Consider the following 17,866-nt stretch of genomic DNA (forward strand, 5'->3'; position numbering starts at 1 on the left):
TACTTGCCTAGAATTTATCCACCAGCGGCTGGATAAAAGGATATTCATAAAGACGGCCGTCGGCGGCCCGGATAGAGGCAATAATGGAAGTAACGAGCAGCAACAGCCAGAGAATGGCCATCACGGGCACCAGCAGCAGGCCGATGATGAGCGCGCATAATACTCCGGTAATTACCGATAATGCCAAAATGACCACGTGTGCCACCAGGGCCTGCTTGGCATGAGCGTAGACAAAGGGATCTTCCCTCTTTAGCAGGAAAATGACCAGCGGGGCGATAATAAAGCCGACTCCACCCAGCAAATAGGCGAGGTGGGCAATAACGGCCAGCAATTTTTGTTCGCCGGTAATCATGATCATACCTCCTCTTTTTCACTTTTGTCCGGAAAAGCACCGTATCGATGCTTACTTTCAGTATAGTGGATAGGCGGCCTGTTTGTACAGTCTGCTGCGGCAACTTGCTTATTGCGAACCGGATAGAAAGGCGCTTGGGGGCGCAAAATATAAAATTGACGGCGGGTGTAATAGTTTATGCATATTTACTGATTTTGTTGCATAAATAATTATTTCAAATTATCCTGAATTTTTTATTGCACTTTCGGCTGTTTATGATAAAATCATATCGTTGCGTTTATGCACGCTTTACGATATGAAAGGTAGGAGAGGATAATGGAGAACATTTTTAAACTATCACAGGGGGCAGTTGAAAAATTAGCGGAACAGTATGGCTCGCCGCTTTTGGTTCTGTCTGTCGACCAGATTAAACGGAATTATCAATTTCTGGCGGAGCATCTGCCGGGAGTACAACTGTATTATGCAGTAAAAGCAAATCCTGACGAACATATTGTCCGGACGCTGGCTGATCTTGGTTCTTGTTTTGATGTAGCCTCGGATGGCGAAATGCAGGCCTTAACGGATATGGGCATTGAACCGCAGCGGATGGTTTATGCCAATCCGGTGAAAACGGCAGGCGGACTGGCCACAGCCAGGCGTACGGGTGTAAATAAATTTACCTTTGACAGTGAAAGTGAAATTCAAAAAATGGCGAAGGCCGTTCCGGGCGGCGCCGTGCTGCTGCGGGTGAGGGTGGACAACCCTAAGGCTTTGGTCGACTTAAATAAGAAATTCGGCGCTCACCCGGAAGATGTTCCGCAGCTGCTGCGGCTGGCGCGGGAAGCAGGGCTGGATGTTGCCGGCCTGTGTTTCCACGTAGGCAGTCAGTCGGTCAGTGCCGAGGCTTATCTTGATGCGTTAAAAATCTGCCGCCGCTTGTTTGATGAGGCGGCTAAGGATGGTTTTTCCCTGCGGGTACTGGATATCGGCGGCGGATTTCCTATCCCGGCTCTTAACGAGGCCATTGATATTGCAGGAATGCTGGGGGAAATCAACGGAGCGGTCCGCCAATACTTTCCGGAAACCGAGATTTGGGCTGAACCCGGCCGCTTTATCTGCGGCACAGCCGTGAACCTGATTACCCAAGTCATCGGCACACAGCGGCGCAATAATCAGCAATGGTATTTTTTAGACGATGGGTTATACGGTACGTTTTCGGCCATCATTTTCGACCACTGGGAATTCGCTTTTGAAACCTTTAAAACAGGACAGAAGAAGGTTCCGGCCACTTTTGCCGGACCCAGCTGTGATTCTCTGGATATTCTGTTCCGGGATAAACTGGTCGAGCCGCTGGAACTGGATGATCTCATTCTGGTCCCGGCCTGCGGTTCGTATACCTCGGCTTCGGCTACCGTATTCAACGGCTTTGCCAAAACCCGGATTATCGTGTGGGAGGAAGTCCGGCACCTTTTTGCGGCTTCGGAACAGCTGGCAGCGGCTGTGTAAGCATAGTCAATCCGTAAATACACTATTTTCCGTTAAGGAAAATAGTGTATTTTTCTTTGCTCGAAAGAGAATAAGCTGTGCTATAATGGACTATGGTGATGAAACATGATTATATTTAAAAATGACTGGCAGGAACTCATTGGTGATGAATTCCAGCAGGAATATTACCAGAAACTGCGCCGGTGGCTGATTCAGGAGTACCGGACTAAAACGGTATATCCCGATAAATACGATATTTTTAATGCGCTCCATTATACGGCGTATCAGCAGGTAAAGGTTGTCATCCTGGGACAGGACCCCTATCACGGACCCGGTCAGGCGCACGGGCTTAGCTTTTCCGTTAAGCCGGGGGTGGTGGCGCCGCCGTCGCTCTTAAATATTTATCAGGAATTGCAGGAGGATGTGGCGTGCTACATTCCGAATAACGGCTATTTAAAAAAGTGGGCCGATCAGGGGGTGCTTTTGTTAAACACGGTGCTCACCGTGGTGGCCGGTCAGCCCAATTCCCATAAAAATAAAGGCTGGGAGCAGTTTACCGACCGGATTATCAGTCTGTTAAACGACCGGACCGATCCGCTGGTCTTTATTCTCTGGGGCAGCCATGCCCAGTCGAAGATCGAGCTGATCACCAATTTGCAGCATTACATTATCCGGTCGCCGCATCCCAGTCCACTGTCCGCCGGCCGGGGCTTTTTCCACAGCAAACCGTTTTCGAAGACCAACCGTATTCTCGAATCCATCGGCAAGAGCCCCATTGACTGGCAAATTGAAAATCAATAGAGTCTTCTCGCATTTCCTGGCTTTTCCATTCGGCATTCACCCTCCCGCTACTCTGCTGCATATAGTATAGTAAGCTGTTAGGTAAAGTGTGAAGAGAGGTGACGAAATGAAGAGGAGAGCATCGGTTTACCAATGGCCATACTATGGCGGCGGCTACTACCCACCGCAGCCCATGATGGTGCAGCAGCTGGTGGGCCGCCGGCAAGCCTATAAGTCTATGAATGTCTGCCTGTATGTACCTCGCCGGAAACCATCGATTGATCAGGTTATTAATACCTATGTTCATCATTTGTGCATAACCAGTGTGGAAGTTGTTCCCGACAGAGTGATTGTCTGTGGCCATTTTGAGGTTAAGGTGCTGTATGTGGCCTGTTTGCCCAGCCAGCCGGTCCATGCCGTGGAATCGCGCAGAGTGCGGTTTACGGAAAGTGTTTATATCCCGGGAGCCTGTTATGGCATGCAGGCCAATGCCAATGTCCGGGTTGATTACGTGGATGCCGATTGCTGCCGTTCAGGCAATTACCATAATGATTATTACGATAACTATTATTGGGATTACGGTTATCCTCATTCCAGACACGGCGGCAGCCGCAGCTGCGATGTGACCGTGTCGCTGCGTATCTCCGCCAGTGTATTTGGAGACAAGGAAATTATGCACCATCCCCATCCGGGCGGGATGCCGTTCTATCCCGGCGGGATGCCGCTTCATCCCAAAGGTTGAGGGATTATCATTGCCGGCAAGGTTTGCCGGCTTTTTTGCTGCCCGGAGATAGGGCAGACTTACCGCTCGCCCGTACCCGCAGGGGTTAACTCTCTTGTAGAAGAGGGGGAACCTTAGCGGAGATTAGGAATCGCTAGAGAAACATGCGGTATGAAGGTGCCGGCACTGGAATATAGAGTAAGGAGGTGAAAGTGGATGAAGCGGGGAGTTGTTTTGAAACGGGCCTGGAAAATTGCCCGGGCATACTGGTTTTCCGAGGAAAAGTGGCTGGCCTGGCGGCTGCTGCTGGGAGTTATTGCTTTAAACTTAAGCACGGTATATATCACCATTCAGATTAATCTTTGGCATGGTGATTTTTATCAGGCCATTCAAAGCTATGATTATCCCGGCTTTATCCATTCCATCGGCACCTTTTGCATACTGGCCTTTATGCTGGTCGTGGTACACGGGTACCAGGTCTATTTTCGCATGCTGCTGCATATCCGCTGGCGGCAGTGGTTAACCAAAGAATATTTGCAACGCTGGCTGCGGTATCAAACATACTACCGGATGCAGCTGCTGCTGGGCAACGAGGCCGACAATCCGGACCAGCGCATCAGCGAAGATGTGGAGCTGTTTGTCGCTCTGACACTGCGCCTGTCGCTGGATCTTTTGCAGGATATCATTACGGTTTCTTCGTTTGTCGTTATTTTATGGCAGTTATCCGGTGTTTTGTATATTCAGGGAGGGGGAACGCTGATCCCCGTTTACGGCTATTTGGTATGGCTGGCTTTTCTTTACGCCGGGGCGGGAACTTATTGGACGTTAAAACTGGGGCGTCCCCTGGTGGGGCTGGATTATAACCAGCAGCGCTACGAAGCCGATTTCCGGTTTTATTTAGCGCGCCTGAGAGAAAATGCGGAAAGTATTGCTTTCTATCGCGGGGAACGTCAGGAGCAACAAAATGCGCTGGGCAGATTCCGGGAAATTGTGGACAATTTTTTAAAGATCCGGACGGTGCGCCGCCAGTTGATGTGGCTGACCAGCGGCTATGCCCAGGTGGCTGTTATCTTTGCCGTGCTGGTGGCTGCTCCCCGCTACTTTAGCGGTCAGATTCATTTGGGACAGATGTTTCAGATTTCCGATGCCTACGGACGGGTGCAAAACGGGTTTTCCTTTGTGGTGGACAGTTTTACCCGGATTGCCCAGTGGAGAGCCGTGATCAACCGGCTGAACAACTTTTTAATATTTATGGAAATGGTATACCTTCCCCCGAAGGCTCAGGAGCAGCTGCAAACAGAGCGTCACTATAGGAAGGAGTACGCTTTTACCGATCTTAGTGTACTGCAACCGGACGGAAGAGTGCTGGCCTCACGGATAACGGCAGCCATTAAGCCTGCCGACCGGGTCCTGATCAGCGGGCCCTCCGGCTGCGGCAAGAGTACCTTGCTGCGGACGCTGGCCGGTATATGGCCGTATGCGCAGGGACATGTCGCTGTTCCTAAACGGGGTACGATTATGTTTGTCCCGCAAAAGTCCTATATGCCGGTCGATTCCCTGCGGGCGGTGCTGCTATATCCGGCTATGACGGAGACCGTCGGTACGGGGGAGATTAAGAGAATGCTGGAGATATGCCGTTTAGCTTACCTTGGTGACAGGCTGGAGGTTGTTATGGACTGGGATAAGGTACTGTCATTAGGCGAACAGCAGCGGGTGGCTTTTGTCCGGGTGTTGCTGCACAAACCGGACTGGCTGTTTCTGGATGAAGCCACATCGGCTTTGGATGACGACAATGAGCAGGCAATGTATGAAGCCGTACTTGCCCATTTGCCGGGCACTGCCGTTGTCAGCATAGGACACCGGCGTACATTAGTCGGCTATCATCGCCACCGTCTGGAACTGAATGGCCAGGGGGGCTGGCGGCTGAGTCCGCTATGACATCAAATCAACAGGGCGCCTCTTTCCTTGTAGCGGGTCAGCAGGACTTCGGAGTGTACGTTGGTTATGCCGTCGATGGTTTGCAGCAGGGCGAGGTAGCGTTCGGCATGATGCTGATCATCCAGCAGGGCATGGACGTGTAAATGCGGGCGGCCGCTCATTTGATATACATTGGTCGTCTCCTCGGCGGTCAGCAGCTTTTGGGCAACCGTATTTATTTTCGGCCACTCGACTTCAATATCAAAATACATGGAAAGTGTTTTTCCGGCTTTTAGCGGGTTGACGACAATGGTAAAACGTTCGATAATTCCTGCTTTGGCAAGCTGATTCACTCTTTCCCGGACGGCAGCACGCGTTAAATTAACCAGCCGGCCCAATTCCGCATGGCTCAGACGGCCATTTTCCGACAGGTAGTGTAAAATTTTCGTATCCACTTCATCTAAATTTTTAAAGTTCATTTAGGGCACCTGCCTTTCGTACATACTATAGCATCCCGTTAGTGCAATGGAATAATTTAATTAAACATCTTTTTCTATACAAAGTAAAGAAGAAGTTAAATATATTGATCGAATGTAAAAAAAGTATTATACTTTGATTTATGGTACTTAATATGATTTAGGTAGCAGAAAAAGTTGTTGTTATGCAACGTTAGGGGTGAGTTCGTGACAGGGGAAGCAATGCAAATACTAATGATTGCGATATTTGCCGGAATATTGGGTTCGGTCCTGGGCCTGGGCGGGGGAATGATTGTAACTCCGGCGCTTACATTATTGTTTGGGGTGGATATTCAGCATGCCATAGGCGCCAGTCTGATTTCCGTTATTGCCACATCCAGCGGGGCGGCTGTCACCTACATCCGTGATAAGCTTACCAATATCCGTATTGGGATGTTTTTGGAAATTGCCACTACGGTTGGCGCTATTACCGGAGCCGTAATCGGCGGTATTATCCCGCCGACTCTGCTGTATTTTATTTTTGGCCTGCAGTTACTGTATTCCGCGCTGGCCATGCTGAAAAAAGTCAAACAGGAGCTGCCGGGAGAAGTGGAATTGGGCAAAACAGCCGGTTTGCTGAAACTTCAGGGAACGTACTATGATAAAGCTTTGCAAAAACAAGTGGACTATAATGTGGATAATGTGTCGGGAGCCTTTACGGTTATGTACGGGGCCGGTGTCATTTCCGGTTTGCTGGGAATCGGCAGCGGCAGTTTTAAAGTCATGGCTATGGATATATTTATGAAATTACCGCTTAAGGTATCCTCCGCTACCAGCAATTTTATGATGGGGGTTACCGGAGCGGCCAGCGCCGGCATTTACCTGTTCCGCGGCGATATCAATCCGGCCATCGCAGCGCCGGTTGCCCTTGGGGTGTTGATGGGGGCGGCGGCTGGAACGCATATTATGCAGCGCTTAAAAAGCAAAACCATTCGCAAACTGTTCATACCGATTTTATTATATGTCGCTTTGCAGATGATGGCGCAGGGACTGGGGGTTAAGTTATGAGCAAAGAACAAGAACAGGCGCATTACGACAGGGACGCTGAGATGCGGGAAGTGGAGCTGTTTGTCAGCCGGTCTTTACGTTTCGGTGTAATACTCAGTGCCGGAGTTATTCTTATCGGTCTGCTGTTGTTTCTTGGCACCGGTGAGGGCGGCTATCCGGGGCAAAGTTATCCGACCAGGTTTACCGAAATGGTGAACGGAGCGCTCCAGTTAAAGCCGTTTGCCGTAATTCTGACAGGACTGTTGCTGCTGATTCTTACTCCGGTGCTGAGAGTGGCCGTTTCCACGCTGATCTTCATTAAAGAAAAGGACTGGCTGTATGTAGGTATCTCGGCTGCGGTGTTTTTGATTTTGCTGTTCAGCCTGGTATTGGGAAAATAAAGCATAGAAACAAACTGCCACCGGCTTTAAAGCCGGTGTTTTTTTGTCGTGAAAAGAAACTCGGTTTTTGGAATATACGGTAGGAATTCGCAATAGTATGTAGTAACAACAGACCCTTTTGCAGCAGCCTTTCTGTTTCCGGGGGGAAGCTGTCAGGGACAAAACATGAAAAGAGGGTTGTCATGCTTTCCGAGCTGCTTACCCCGGAGGTTATACGTCTTAATGTGGAGTGCCGTGATTGGGAAGAGGCCCTGCGGACAGCCTGTGACCTCCTGTTGCAAAAAGGCTGGGTGGAGGAAGGGTATCTACAGGCCATTATGCATAATCACCGGACCCTGGGGCCGTATATGGTAGTCGCTCCCGGTATTATGCTGGCTCATGCCCGGCCGGAAGACGGGGCGCTCTGTTTGTCGTTAAGCCTGATAACATTACGGAAAGCTATGGCTTTTGGCAATATAACCAATGATCCGGTCAAGTTGATTATTACGCTGGCAGCAACCGATACTCATTCCCATATCGCCGTTTTGACGGAGCTGATGGAACTCTTCATGAATGCGGAGGATGTGGACGGAATCGTTACCGCCGTACGGAAAGAAGAAGTCCTGCGTATTCTGGGGCACTATACCCAGTCACCAACAGACGGCCAAGAAAGGAGGTGAAAATATGAAAATCCTGGTTTGTTGCGGCAGCGGTCTGGGCAGTAGCTTCATGATCGAAATGAATATCAAGAAAGTGCTGAAAGACATGAATTATGAGGCTGAAGTGGATCACTGCGACTTATCGTCCGCCGCGGGCAGTAAGGCCGATATTTATGTGGGAACCAGGGACATTGCCGGACAGCTTACCTCTCTGGGAGGCAAGGTGGTTTCGCTCAACAGCATGATTGATCTTAGAGAACTGCGGGAAAAGCTGGCGGCTGTGCTGCAAGAATAGTCTTAATAAGGGAGGAATTGGGATGTTGAAGTTTATACTGGATATTCTGAGTGTTCCTGCTGTACTGGTCGGTATTATTTCGATGATTGGCTTGATTGCGCTGAAGAAAAGCGGGCCGGATATTGTTAAAGGTTCGGTTAAAACCGTTCTGGGCTTTTTAGTGCTGAGCGGCGGGGCGGGCATTGTAGTGGGTGCTTTATCCAGCTTCGGTATCATGTTTCAGCATGGGTTCGGAATCACCGGTGTAGTGCCGCATAATGAAGCCGTCGTAGCCCTGGCTTTAAAAACGTACGGCACGCAGACGGCGTTGATTATGGCTTTCGGGATGGTCGTCAATGTGCTGGTAGCACGGTTTACCCCTCTGAAATATATTTTTCTTACCGGACATCATACGTTATATATGGCTTGTATGATTGCTGCCATTTTGGTTGCCGGAGGCATGCACGGAGCGGTTTTGGTGTTTACGGGTTCCGTTCTGCTGGGGTTTGTCATGGCTTTTTTTCCGGCTATTGCCCAGCCGACTATGCGGAAAATTACCGGTACGGATGATGTCGCCTTCGGGCATTTCGGCACCGTCGGTTATGTTTTGTCGGCCTGGATCGGGTCGCTGCTGGGTAATAAGGAAAAGACCACGGAGGATATCAATTTTCCGCAGGGACTTAGTTTTTTGCGGGACTCTTCTTTAGCGATTTCCCTGGTTATGGGGGTTCTGTATTTGATTGTGGCGCTGGCTTCGGGCCAGTCTTTTGTGGAAGCTGAGCTGAGCGGCGGTCAGAATTTTATCATTTTTGCGGTTATTCAGGCTATCACCTTTGCCGGCGGTGTGTACATTATTCTGGCCGGGGTGCGTTTAATTCTGGGCGAAATCATACCTGCTTTCACCGGAATTGCCACCCGGATTGTTCCGGACGCCAAACCGGCACTTGATTGTCCGGTGGTCTTCCCCTATGCTCCCAATGCCGTGCTGATCGGCTTCCTGTCCAGCTTTGTAGGCGGCATTGCGGGGATGCTGATACTGCTGGCCGTTGGGAAATCCGTCCCCGGTCTGGCTATTATTTTGCCGGGAGTTGTCCCTCATTTCTTCTGCGGAGCAACCGCCGGGGTTTTTGGCAACGCAACCGGCGGGCGGAGAGGCGCCGTATTCGGTTCGTTTGCTCACGGACTGTTGATTACTTTCCTGCCGGTACTGCTGCTGCCGGTCCTGGGGGATTTAGGATTTGCCAATACCACCTTCAGCGATGCCGATTTTGGGGTCGTCGGCATTCTACTGGGCAATGTTTTGCAATGGTTTGTTCACTAGTCCTTATTTTTAAGTAAAGCAAAGGACCGCTATCTCGCAAAAAGGGATAGCGGCCCTTTTATTTTGTCAGATTTTAAATTTACGGATCAATTCGTCCAGTTCCTGAGCCAGTTTGGACAAATGGTTGCTGGAGGAAGCGATTTCTTCCATAGAGGCCGATTGCTGTTCGGCAGCGGCGGAAACAGTTTCTACCTCTCCCACCGACTGTTTGCCGATTTGGTCGATTTCGTTAACGGAGGCGACAACCTGCTGGCTGCCGTCGGCCAATTGTTTAATAGCTTCCGTTACTTCCATGACCTGAGTGGACATTTGGCCGATCAGATTATGGATTTCAGCGAAAGACTGACCGGCGTCGTTTACTGCGGCTGTGCCTGTTTTTGCTTCTTTCGTGCCATTTTCCATCACCTGAACGGCATTATCCGTTTCTTGTTGGATTTCGGCGATCAGTCCGGCAATTTGCTGAGCGGATTGCTCCGATTGTTCGGCCAGCTTCCGGACTTCATCAGCTACAACGGCGAAGCCCCGCCCCTGTTCGCCGGCCCGGGCAGCTTCAATAGCCGCGTTTAAAGCCAGCAAATTGGTTTGACCGGCAATTGAGGAAATGGTATCGACAATTTGGGTAATTTCTTTGGAACGTTCCCCCAGTTTGCTGACTGCTTCTGCAGATTGGGTAACGGTTTCCGATATGATATTCATCTGCCGGACGGCTGCTTCGACGGTCTGCTCACCGGTACGGGCAGCCGTTGCCGCCGCCTGGCTTACTGCTGATACCGATTGTGTATTGGCGGCAATGTTTTGAATGCCGGCCGTCATTTCACTGATGGTTCCCACGGCGGTGCTAATGCTGGCGGCCTGTTTTTCACTGCCTTCGGCTAAGCGCATGCTGCTTGCGGCAATGTGGGTTGAAGCCTGAGACGACTGTTCGGCGCTGGCGGTGAGCTGCTCGGAGGAGGAGGCGACAATTTCCGCGTTGGTGCGCAATTGCCGGATGATGGAATGGAGATGTTTTACCATATAGTTAAAGCCATTGGCGCAGACAGCGAACTCATCTTTGCCCTTGCTTTCTGCACTGACGGTGAGATCTCCTTCAGACAATAACTTAAATTTGACGGCCAGTGCCTCCAACGGTCTGGTAATTTGCCCGGACAGGAAGTAAGTGATGGCAATGACCATGGCAATGGAGAACAGGGCAATTCCGCCAAACATCCAGCGCAGGGTAGCGAGCGGCTGATAGATGAATTTCTCCGGTATGCTGATAACCAGTGTCCAGCCGGTGGATGGCAGGGTATTGGCAACCATCAGCATAGCTTCGCCATCTTGTGTATAGCTTTTTAATACACTGTTTTTATTGCCGGCATTATCTTTGAGGACGCCGGATACAGCTTTAAAGCTGCTGTCTTCATAGAGGTTCTTGGCTACCAGATTGGGATCAGGATGGGCCAGAACCGTGCCGTTTTTATCAATCAAAAAGGCGTAACCCTGGCCGTCAAGATTGATTTGCTTTACATTATCGACCAGTGTTTTTAATAAGATATCCTCGGCCATGATTCCCCGCAGTTGCCCGTCCGCGCTTTTCAGCGGCAGGGCAACCGATACGGCCATTTCCTTGGTGACCATATCCAGGTACGGATCGCTGTAAATGAGTTCACCCTTTGCCAGGGCGTCCTTATACCAGGACCGGGTGCGCGGGTCGTAGTCAGCCGGGGGTGTCCAGCCGCTGCCGTCAATCATTTTGCCGTCGGGTGTTCCCAGGTACATGTCGGAAAGTTCTTTATCTACCGTTTTATAGCCGGATAAATGCATACCGGTCAAATTGTCCCCGGTAGTATTCCGGATGGTTGCCGCCGTTATTTCCAGCATTTTGGCCTTGCTGGTCAGCCAGCCGTCCAGCTTGTGGATGTGCGTGGTGGAAATATAATTCATTTCCCGATAAATTTCGTCGGTTAACTGCTGTTTGGTGAAAAAATAACCTGCTCCGCTGGATAACAGCAGGATAATGGCGGACAACGCGGAAAAAATCAGAATCAGTTTGTTTCTAACGTTCATCATGGCACCTCGATATCGTATGATTTGTTTGCCGCTGTTTTTTTCGTGTGGTTGTCGGCACGAAAAAAACAGCCAAGAGTGACTTTACGCCTGGCTGATACAACATTGTATAAAAAAGAACTATATAAATAATTGTAGGAGTTTACACAATAGATTATAAAATAATATTACGAGATAATTTGCAAACAGTCAACAAATTTTGCCTTAAAATCTGGTTAATTTTGTCGATTTTTGTTTTGGTTTAAGTAATATTCAACAGATACCCGGTTCTTTCCTGCTTACCTTATGGAGGCGATTTTTACATTTGTTCATGGGTTATAAAAATATAAAAAAATTCTTTGTTGTCGCTTGAAAATATAAGCATGATAATATAAAATAAAAAGTAATAAGATAAGATAATAAGTGATAATATACAATAGATAAAATAATAATATAAAATAATGAATTTGAATTATTATTTTAAAAAGTAATAAAAATTCATAAGTAATTCAGATTTCCTTTCTTTATTAAATGACAGGTTTTTTGGTACAATAACTTAAAACCTTCATTCATAAAATTACCTGTATTTTTACAAAATTTAGATTAGGATGTGATGAGATGGTCCTCAATTTAGAAAACGTAGGTAAAATGAAAATCAATGAGTTTTTGGGAAGTACGCTGGAATGCCAGTGCGGTAAACCCCACAGTGTCAACATTGACAAGATTATTGTTGAAAACGGAGCGGTGAACAAGGTTCCCGGCATCTTACAGGAAATGGGCCGTAAAAATGCATTGGTAGTTGCAGATTCGCATACTTTTGAAGTGGCCGGCAAAAAAGTGGTTGAGCTTTTAACTGCCAGCAATATTAAGCACAAAGTTTATGTTTATCAGTCGGAGGGGCATTTGGTTCCGGATGAACAGGCAGTCGGCAAACTGGTTCTGCAAGTGGAGAAGGATACGGATGTCATTGTTACCGTTGGTTCCGGCAGCCTAAACGACCTGGTTAAATTCGTCAGCTGGCTGATTAAAGTTCCTTCACTGGTGGTTGCTACGGCGCCGTCGATGGATGGCTATGCTTCCGATACCTCTGCTCTCATTATTGACAATTTAAAAACAAGCGTAACCTCCGATTATCCGAAAATCATTATCGGCGATGTCGATATTCTGAAACAAGCGCCCATGACAATGATTCTGGCCGGCTTAGGCGATATTATCGGCAAGTACTCCGCCTTAAACGACTGGCTGATCAGTGAGATTGTAAACGATGAATACCATTGTTCGGTGACCGCCAAAATTTCCAGTGATGCGATTGAAAAATGCGTTACTAATATTGAAGGCATCAAGAAAAGAGAAGACAAAGCCATTAAGGATTTGATGGAAGGTCTGGTACGCACCGGCATTGCGATGAGTTTTGTCGGCAATTCCCGCCCGGCTTCCGGCTGCGAGCATCACATTTCGCACTTCTGGGAAATGGCCTTTCTGTTTGCCGGTAAAGAGGCTTTGCTGCACGGTACGAAAGTCGGCATGAGCAGTGTGATTACCGCTAAATTATATGAACTGCTGCCTGAAACCAAAGTCGATTTTGACAAGGCAGTCAGTGTCGCCAGGGCATTTGATGAAAAAGCCTGGAGAGAGAAAGTAATCGCCATGTACGGCAAAGCTGCGCCGGGGATCTTAAAACTTAGTGAAAAAGACGGCAGAAACTCTATTGAAAAGCGGATTGCCCGCATTAGCAAAATCAAGGAGAACTACGACGCTATTATGAACATTGCCAAGGCCGCTCCGTCGGCAGCCAGGGTAAGAGCCTTGATGGAGGAGGCCGGTGCGCCGGTTAGGCCGAAAGAAGTGGGCATTGACGATGCCACAGCGTTGAACGGTGTTATCATGGCGAAAGAAGTTCGCCCCCGTTACAGCATGCTTAATTTATTGTCGGATTTGGCGATTCTGGAAGAACTTGCGAAGAAAGCTAGTGATTACGTAAAATAAAAACAGGCAAAGGAAGAAAACAGACATATGTATAATATTGAACAAGCGATGGACAAAACGTATGCCAGGGAAGTATTGAAGAAAATCAAGTGTTTCGTATTTGATATGGACGGAACCATCTATCTGGGCGGCAAGATTTTAGACGGATCTATCGACTTTCTGCACACGCTGGATAAACATCGGATTGCTGTCCGTTTCTTTACGAATAATTCCTCTAAAAATAACAGGGTTTATGTTGATCGGATTACGAAAATGGGTTATCCTGTAACCGAGGACAGGATTTTTATCTCCAATCATGTTATCATCTCGTACCTCCTGGACAATATGCCGGAGAAAACAGTATATGTGCTGGGAAACCAGTACCTGCAAAATGATTTCAAAGAAGCCGGTATTAAATTGGTGGAAGAAAATCCGGATATCGTTGTGGTGGGTTTTGATACTTCGCTGGTATACGAGCGCCTGACCAAAGCTTGTACCTTTATCCGGAACGGTGCCACCTTCTACGGTGTAAATCCTGATTTTAACTGCCCTATGGAAGACGGATACATCCCGGACTGCGGCTCCATTTGTGCCTGCATTACTGCTTCAACCGGTGTTGTGCCTGAGTTTTTCGGCAAACCGACTGTGCATACGCTGCAATATATCTTAAAGCAAACCGGTTTGAAAGAAGAGGAACTTGCTATTGTTGGCGACCGCCTGTATACGGACATTGCGCTGGCGAAAAATAATGCCGTGACTTCGATATTAGTACTGACCGGCGAAAGTACGCTGGAAGATGTACCTAAGGCCGAAGTGAAGCCGACGCTGATCTTCCCGTCCCTGAAACAGGCAAAAGAAGTAATTGACGAAATATATTAATTGATCATCTTCTCTTTCTCTGGAAGCAATATGCCAAACCATACAGTTTAATTATTTGTCAGGTTGCTAATAATGCCTTGTTGTTATTAGCAACCTGAAGTGCATTGACGGGTTTTGGAATACATTTTGTTAAAAGGAGAGGAATACAGTATGGTAAATGTTAATCAAACGGAACGACTAGCGGTCAATACGCTGCGGACACTATCCATTGATGCCATTGAGAAGGCAAATTCCGGTCATCCGGGCATGCCGATGGGTGCCGCACCCATGGCATACTCGTTATGGGTGAAGCACATGACCCATAATCCGGCCAATCCGACCTGGTTTAACCGGGACAGGTTTGTTTTGTCGGCGGGACATGGCTCAGCCTTGCTGTACAGTTTGCTGCATTTGTCCGGGTATGCTGTGTCTTTGGAGGATGTGAAGAGTTTCCGTCAGTACAAAAGTAAAACGCCGGGCCATCCGGAATACGGGCATACACCCGGAGTGGACGCGACTACCGGGCCTTTAGGGCAGGGAGTTGCCATGGCTGTCGGTATGGCTATGGCGGAGCGTCATTTAGCGGCCCGCTATAATAAGACCGACTATGAGCTGATTAACCACTTTAGCTATGGCATTTGCGGTGACGGTGATTTAATGGAGGGCGTTTGTGCCGAAGCGGCTTCTTTGGCCGGACACCTTCGTCTGGGCAGGCTGATTGTTTTATATGATTCGAATGATATTTCCCTGGACGGTAAGCTCAGTCAGGCTTTTTCCGAAGACGTCAAAAAACGTTTCGAAGCTTATGGCTGGCAGGTGCTCCGGGTAGAGGACGGCAATGATTTAGCCGCAATTGATGCCGCACTTGCTGAGGCCAAAACCGAACTGACCAAACCGACTTTAATTGAGGTAAAGACAATTATCGGCTTCGGTGCTCCGAATAAGGCCGGTTCTTCTGCGGCGCATGGATCGCCGCTGGGCAAAGTGGAAACCCAGGCGGCAAAAAAAGAATACCATTGGTCCTATGCCGATGATTTTCATGTTCCTTCCGAAGTGTATGAGCATTTTTCGCAGGCGGTTAAAGAGCGCGGCAAACAGGCCGAAGCAGTATGGAATGCCGTTTTCGCCAGCTATAAACAGGAGTTCCCCGAGCTTGGCAGGGAATTGGAAGCGGCGATTGCCGGTGAGTTGCCGGAAAATTGGGATGCGGCGGTTCCTACATATCAAGCCGGCAGTAAATCAGCTACCCGGTCTTCGTCCGGGGAAGTGATTAACGGGCTGGCAAAGGGAATTCCGTACTTTTTTGGCGGTTCGGCCGATTTAGCCAGTTCCAATAAAACAACGATAAAAAACGGCGGAGATTTTTCTGCCGATGATTACAGCGGACGAAATATCTGGTTTGGCGTGCGGGAATTTGCCATGGGGGCTATATTAAACGGCATGGCTTTGCATGGCGGACTCAAAGTATTTGGCGGCACCTTCTTCGTCTTTTCCGATTATTTGCGGCCGGCTATCCGGCTGGCGGCACTCATGCAGCTGCCCGTTACCTACGTCTTTACGCATGACAGTATTGCGGTAGGCGAGGATGGACCGACCCACGAACCAATTGAACAACTGGCTTCGTTGCGGGCCATGCCCAATCTGAATGTGATTCGGCCGGCGGATGGCAATGAGACGGCAGCGGCCTGGAAAGTGGCTCTGACATCTAAGCGGACGCCAACGGTTTTGGTATTGTCGCGTCAGGATCTTTTGACAATTGCTTCGCCGGAAGTAGCTGATGAAGGCGTGGCCAAGGGGGCTTACACGGTGGTTAAGGCAGAACAGCCGCAGGCGCTGCTGCTGGCTTCCGGATCGGAGGTTGAACTGGCTGTAAAGGCTCAAAAGCAGCTGGCTCAAGAAAAAATCGCTGTTTCGGTAGTGAGCTTTCCAGCCTGGAAACGTTTTGAAGAACAACCGGAAGAGTATAAAAAGACCGTGCTGCTACCTGCGGTTCCTAAGCGTTTAGCCATCGAAATGGGTGCGTCCCTGGGATGGGAACGTTATATCGGGTCCCAGGGAGATATACTCGCCATTGACCGATTTGGTGCGTCCGGCCCCGGTGAATTGCTGATCAAAGAATATGGTTTTACGGTTGAGCAGGTTGTGGCAAAGGTGAAGCAACTTTTAAAATAAGCCGCACAGTATAAGCTGCGGAGCGACATATTAGTAAAAAGGAAGTAGACAAAGCAAAGGATAAACGGAAAAAGATTACTCTTCGGAGTAGTCTTTTTTATTAGGGTTGTTTTGTAGATTGCTGTTCAATATTATAGATAATGCGGGAAAAAGTTGTTATTTTGTTAATTTTTGTATGGCATTTCCTTGCCTGCAGGTGATATTATGGTAGTTGTCGAATTGTAAAATAAATGCGAATCATACTGCAGGGTGAGACAATGCAAAATGTGGACAGCAAATTATTAGACAAAATCATAAAACAGATTCTGGAAGCGATTGAGCAAAGTAAAATACAAATTTTTGATATTTATGAAGCAGCCAAAAGTGAGATGGAATCGGTCAAAAAAGATGTGGAGCGCGTAAAACAGGCAACAGTGGATATTATTTTCCATGTGGATGATCTGGAAAAACAGGAAAAACGGGCCCGCCTGCGGTTGATGGGAGTAAGCCGTAATTTCCGGGTCCACAGTGAAGATGAAATCAAACGAATTTATGACGAGACCAAAAACATACAAGTGGAGCTGGCTGTAGCACGCGAACAGGAGCAAAGTTTAAAGCGTCAGCGTGATGACCTGGAAATTCGTCTGAAATCCTTGAAAAGTACGGTAGGCAAGGCGGAAAACCTGGTGTCGCAGGTGGGAGTTGTTTTAGGGTATTTGGGAAATCAGATGGAAGGTGTGGTCGATCGGCTGGAATCACTGCAGCAAAGCCAGAATTTTGGTGCTAAAATTATAAAAGCCCAGGAAGAAGAGCGGCTCAGAGTGGCCCGTGAAATTCATGACGGTCCGGCTCAGGCTATGGCTAACCTGGTATTTCGGGCGGAAGTCTGTGAGCGGCTCATTGATGTGGATCTGGAACGGGTCAAGGGAGAACTGAAGAGCTTGCGCAGCCAGGCAAGGGCCTGTCTGCAGGAAACCCGTAAAATTATCTTTGATTTGCGGCCCATGATGCTGGACGACCTCGGCCTGCTGCCTACCATTAGAGGTTTTTTGGAGACGTTACAGGCCCGCAGCGGTATTGTAACGGAACTGCGTATTATCGGCGAGGACCAGCGGTTGAATCCTTATCTGGAGATCGGTTTGTTCCGGGTCGTCCAGGAAGCAGTCAACAATGTGGAAAAGCATGCTAAGGCCCATAAAGTGATTGTTTTGCTGGAATTTCGCCGCGATTATATCCTGACGGTCATCGATGATGACGGGCAGGGCTTTGATACCGAGCTGAAGCCGGTAGGTGACAGCTTTGGTATACTTGGTATGAGGGAACGCATTAATTTGTTAAAAGGCAGGGTGGAAATTAAATCCGAACCCAAAAAGGGGACCCGGGTTATCGTTAAAGTACCGGTGAAATAATATTGTTTTCATATAGAATGAAGGCCTAACTTGGTTGACGAAGTTGGGCCTTTATTTTATTTACCAATATATGTTCAGGCAGAAAATA

The 17,866-nt window shown here is 48.5% G+C and carries 16 protein-coding genes; 13 read left to right on the forward strand and 3 right to left on the reverse strand.

What is annotated here, in order from left to right; genetic code table 11:
* Positions 1 to 7: 7 nt before the first annotated feature.
* A complete protein-coding gene (locus P22_RS18790; RefSeq protein WP_235814727.1) occupies positions 8 to 352 on the reverse strand; it encodes a DUF4870 domain-containing protein in 345 nt (114 codons plus the stop codon).
* A 315-nt stretch (positions 353 to 667) separates the two neighbouring features.
* Here P22_RS18790 and P22_RS18795 point away from each other — a divergent pair, with 315 nt between their 5' ends.
* The 4 genes from P22_RS18795 (at position 668) to P22_RS18810 (ending at position 5,255) form a co-directional block, all read left to right on the forward strand.
* Positions 668 to 1,837 (forward strand): type III PLP-dependent enzyme, encoded by a 1,170-nt coding sequence (locus P22_RS18795; protein ID WP_054261775.1) that lies wholly within the window; start codon positions 668 to 670, stop codon positions 1,835 to 1,837.
* Positions 1,838 to 1,942: 105 nt separating this feature from the next.
* Positions 1,943 to 2,617, forward strand: a complete 675-nt coding sequence (locus P22_RS18800; RefSeq protein WP_054261776.1) for a uracil-DNA glycosylase — start codon at positions 1,943 to 1,945, stop codon at positions 2,615 to 2,617.
* Between the two features lie 106 nt (positions 2,618 to 2,723).
* Complete coding sequence (locus P22_RS18805) at positions 2,724 to 3,338, forward strand: DUF3794 domain-containing protein (RefSeq protein WP_054261777.1); 615 nt, start codon at positions 2,724 to 2,726, stop codon at positions 3,336 to 3,338.
* Between the two features lie 195 nt (positions 3,339 to 3,533).
* Positions 3,534 to 5,255 carry an ABC transporter ATP-binding protein/permease gene (locus P22_RS18810; RefSeq protein ID WP_054261778.1) on the forward strand — a complete coding sequence of 574 codons (1,722 nt, stop codon included), beginning with the start codon at positions 3,534 to 3,536 and terminating at the stop codon, positions 5,253 to 5,255.
* 2 nt (positions 5,256 to 5,257) lie between these two features.
* Here the strand turns inward: P22_RS18810 and P22_RS18815 are convergent, their stop codons facing one another.
* On the reverse strand, positions 5,258 to 5,713 hold the full coding sequence (locus P22_RS18815; protein ID WP_054261779.1) for an Lrp/AsnC family transcriptional regulator: 456 nt from the start codon (positions 5,711 to 5,713) through the stop codon (positions 5,258 to 5,260).
* A gap of 204 nt (positions 5,714 to 5,917) precedes the next feature.
* Between P22_RS18815 and P22_RS18820 the strand changes: the two genes are divergently transcribed.
* From P22_RS18820 to P22_RS18840, 5 genes are all read left to right on the forward strand, one after another.
* A complete protein-coding gene (locus P22_RS18820; protein ID WP_235814728.1) occupies positions 5,918 to 6,757 on the forward strand; it encodes a sulfite exporter TauE/SafE family protein in 840 nt (279 codons plus the stop codon).
* Positions 6,754 to 7,137 (forward strand): DUF1634 domain-containing protein, encoded by a 384-nt coding sequence (locus P22_RS18825; RefSeq protein WP_054261781.1) that lies wholly within the window; start codon positions 6,754 to 6,756, stop codon positions 7,135 to 7,137. The genes P22_RS18820 and P22_RS18825 overlap by 4 nt, the downstream gene beginning before the upstream one ends.
* A 182-nt stretch (positions 7,138 to 7,319) precedes the next feature.
* Complete coding sequence (locus P22_RS18830) at positions 7,320 to 7,796, forward strand: PTS sugar transporter subunit IIA (RefSeq protein WP_054261782.1); 477 nt, start codon at positions 7,320 to 7,322, stop codon at positions 7,794 to 7,796.
* Positions 7,797 to 7,800: 4 nt separating this feature from the next.
* Positions 7,801 to 8,070 carry a PTS sugar transporter subunit IIB gene (locus P22_RS18835; RefSeq protein WP_054261783.1) on the forward strand — a complete coding sequence of 90 codons (270 nt, stop codon included), beginning with the start codon at positions 7,801 to 7,803 and terminating at the stop codon, positions 8,068 to 8,070.
* Positions 8,071 to 8,092: 22 nt separating this feature from the next.
* The gene (locus tag P22_RS18840) at positions 8,093 to 9,370 is read left to right on the forward strand and encodes a PTS ascorbate transporter subunit IIC (protein WP_054261784.1); all 1,278 of its coding nucleotides are present in this window, start codon (positions 8,093 to 8,095) and stop codon (positions 9,368 to 9,370) included.
* A gap of 66 nt (positions 9,371 to 9,436) precedes the next feature.
* Here the strand turns inward: P22_RS18840 and P22_RS18845 are convergent, their stop codons facing one another.
* On the reverse strand, positions 9,437 to 11,419 hold the full coding sequence (locus P22_RS18845) for a methyl-accepting chemotaxis protein (RefSeq protein WP_082378564.1): 1,983 nt from the start codon (positions 11,417 to 11,419) through the stop codon (positions 9,437 to 9,439).
* A gap of 594 nt (positions 11,420 to 12,013) precedes the next feature.
* Here P22_RS18845 and P22_RS18850 point away from each other — a divergent pair.
* The 4 genes from P22_RS18850 to P22_RS18865 all read left to right on the forward strand — a co-directional run bounded on the left by P22_RS18850 (position 12,014) and on the right by P22_RS18865 (position 17,778).
* A complete protein-coding gene (locus P22_RS18850; RefSeq protein ID WP_054261786.1) occupies positions 12,014 to 13,381 on the forward strand; it encodes a sn-glycerol-1-phosphate dehydrogenase in 1,368 nt (455 codons plus the stop codon).
* Between the two features lie 27 nt (positions 13,382 to 13,408).
* The gene (locus P22_RS18855; RefSeq protein ID WP_172675880.1) at positions 13,409 to 14,239 is read left to right on the forward strand and encodes an HAD-IIA family hydrolase; all 831 of its coding nucleotides are present in this window, start codon (positions 13,409 to 13,411) and stop codon (positions 14,237 to 14,239) included.
* A gap of 150 nt (positions 14,240 to 14,389) precedes the next feature.
* Complete coding sequence (tkt, locus tag P22_RS18860; protein WP_054261787.1) at positions 14,390 to 16,390, forward strand: transketolase; 2,001 nt, start codon at positions 14,390 to 14,392, stop codon at positions 16,388 to 16,390.
* A gap of 257 nt (positions 16,391 to 16,647) precedes the next feature.
* Positions 16,648 to 17,778 (forward strand): sensor histidine kinase, encoded by a 1,131-nt coding sequence (locus tag P22_RS18865; protein ID WP_054261788.1) that lies wholly within the window; start codon positions 16,648 to 16,650, stop codon positions 17,776 to 17,778.
* Positions 17,779 to 17,866 lie beyond the last annotated feature (88 nt).

Origin of the sequence: Propionispora sp. 2/2-37, assembly GCF_001298735.1 — a bacterium.
Lineage (GTDB): Bacteria > Bacillota > Negativicutes > Propionisporales > Propionisporaceae > Propionispora.

Bases quoted from the DNA above. Each gene is read 5' to 3' on its own strand.
- P22_RS18790 (WP_235814727.1), bottom strand. From the start codon at position 352: ATGATTACCGGCGAACAAAAATTGCTGGCCGTTATTGCCCACCTCGCC.
- P22_RS18795 (WP_054261775.1), top strand. From the start codon at position 668: ATGGAGAACATTTTTAAACTATCACAGGGGGCAGTTGAAAAATTAGCG.
- P22_RS18800 (WP_054261776.1), top strand. From the start codon at position 1,943: ATGATTATATTTAAAAATGACTGGCAGGAACTCATTGGTGATGAATTC.
- P22_RS18805 (WP_054261777.1), top strand. From the start codon at position 2,724: ATGAAGAGGAGAGCATCGGTTTACCAATGGCCATACTATGGCGGCGGC.
- P22_RS18810 (WP_054261778.1), top strand. From the start codon at position 3,534: ATGAAGCGGGGAGTTGTTTTGAAACGGGCCTGGAAAATTGCCCGGGCA.
- P22_RS18815 (WP_054261779.1), bottom strand. From the start codon at position 5,713: ATGAACTTTAAAAATTTAGATGAAGTGGATACGAAAATTTTACACTAC.
- P22_RS18825 (WP_054261781.1), top strand. From the start codon at position 6,754: ATGAGCAAAGAACAAGAACAGGCGCATTACGACAGGGACGCTGAGATG.
- P22_RS18830 (WP_054261782.1), top strand. From the start codon at position 7,320: ATGCTTTCCGAGCTGCTTACCCCGGAGGTTATACGTCTTAATGTGGAG.
- P22_RS18835 (WP_054261783.1), top strand. From the start codon at position 7,801: ATGAAAATCCTGGTTTGTTGCGGCAGCGGTCTGGGCAGTAGCTTCATG.
- P22_RS18840 (WP_054261784.1), top strand. From the start codon at position 8,093: ATGTTGAAGTTTATACTGGATATTCTGAGTGTTCCTGCTGTACTGGTC.
- P22_RS18845 (WP_082378564.1), bottom strand. From the start codon at position 11,419: ATGATGAACGTTAGAAACAAACTGATTCTGATTTTTTCCGCGTTGTCC.
- P22_RS18850 (WP_054261786.1), top strand. From the start codon at position 12,014: ATGGTCCTCAATTTAGAAAACGTAGGTAAAATGAAAATCAATGAGTTT.
- P22_RS18855 (WP_172675880.1), top strand. From the start codon at position 13,409: ATGTATAATATTGAACAAGCGATGGACAAAACGTATGCCAGGGAAGTA.
- tkt (WP_054261787.1), top strand. From the start codon at position 14,390: ATGGTAAATGTTAATCAAACGGAACGACTAGCGGTCAATACGCTGCGG.
- P22_RS18865 (WP_054261788.1), top strand. From the start codon at position 16,648: ATGCAAAATGTGGACAGCAAATTATTAGACAAAATCATAAAACAGATT.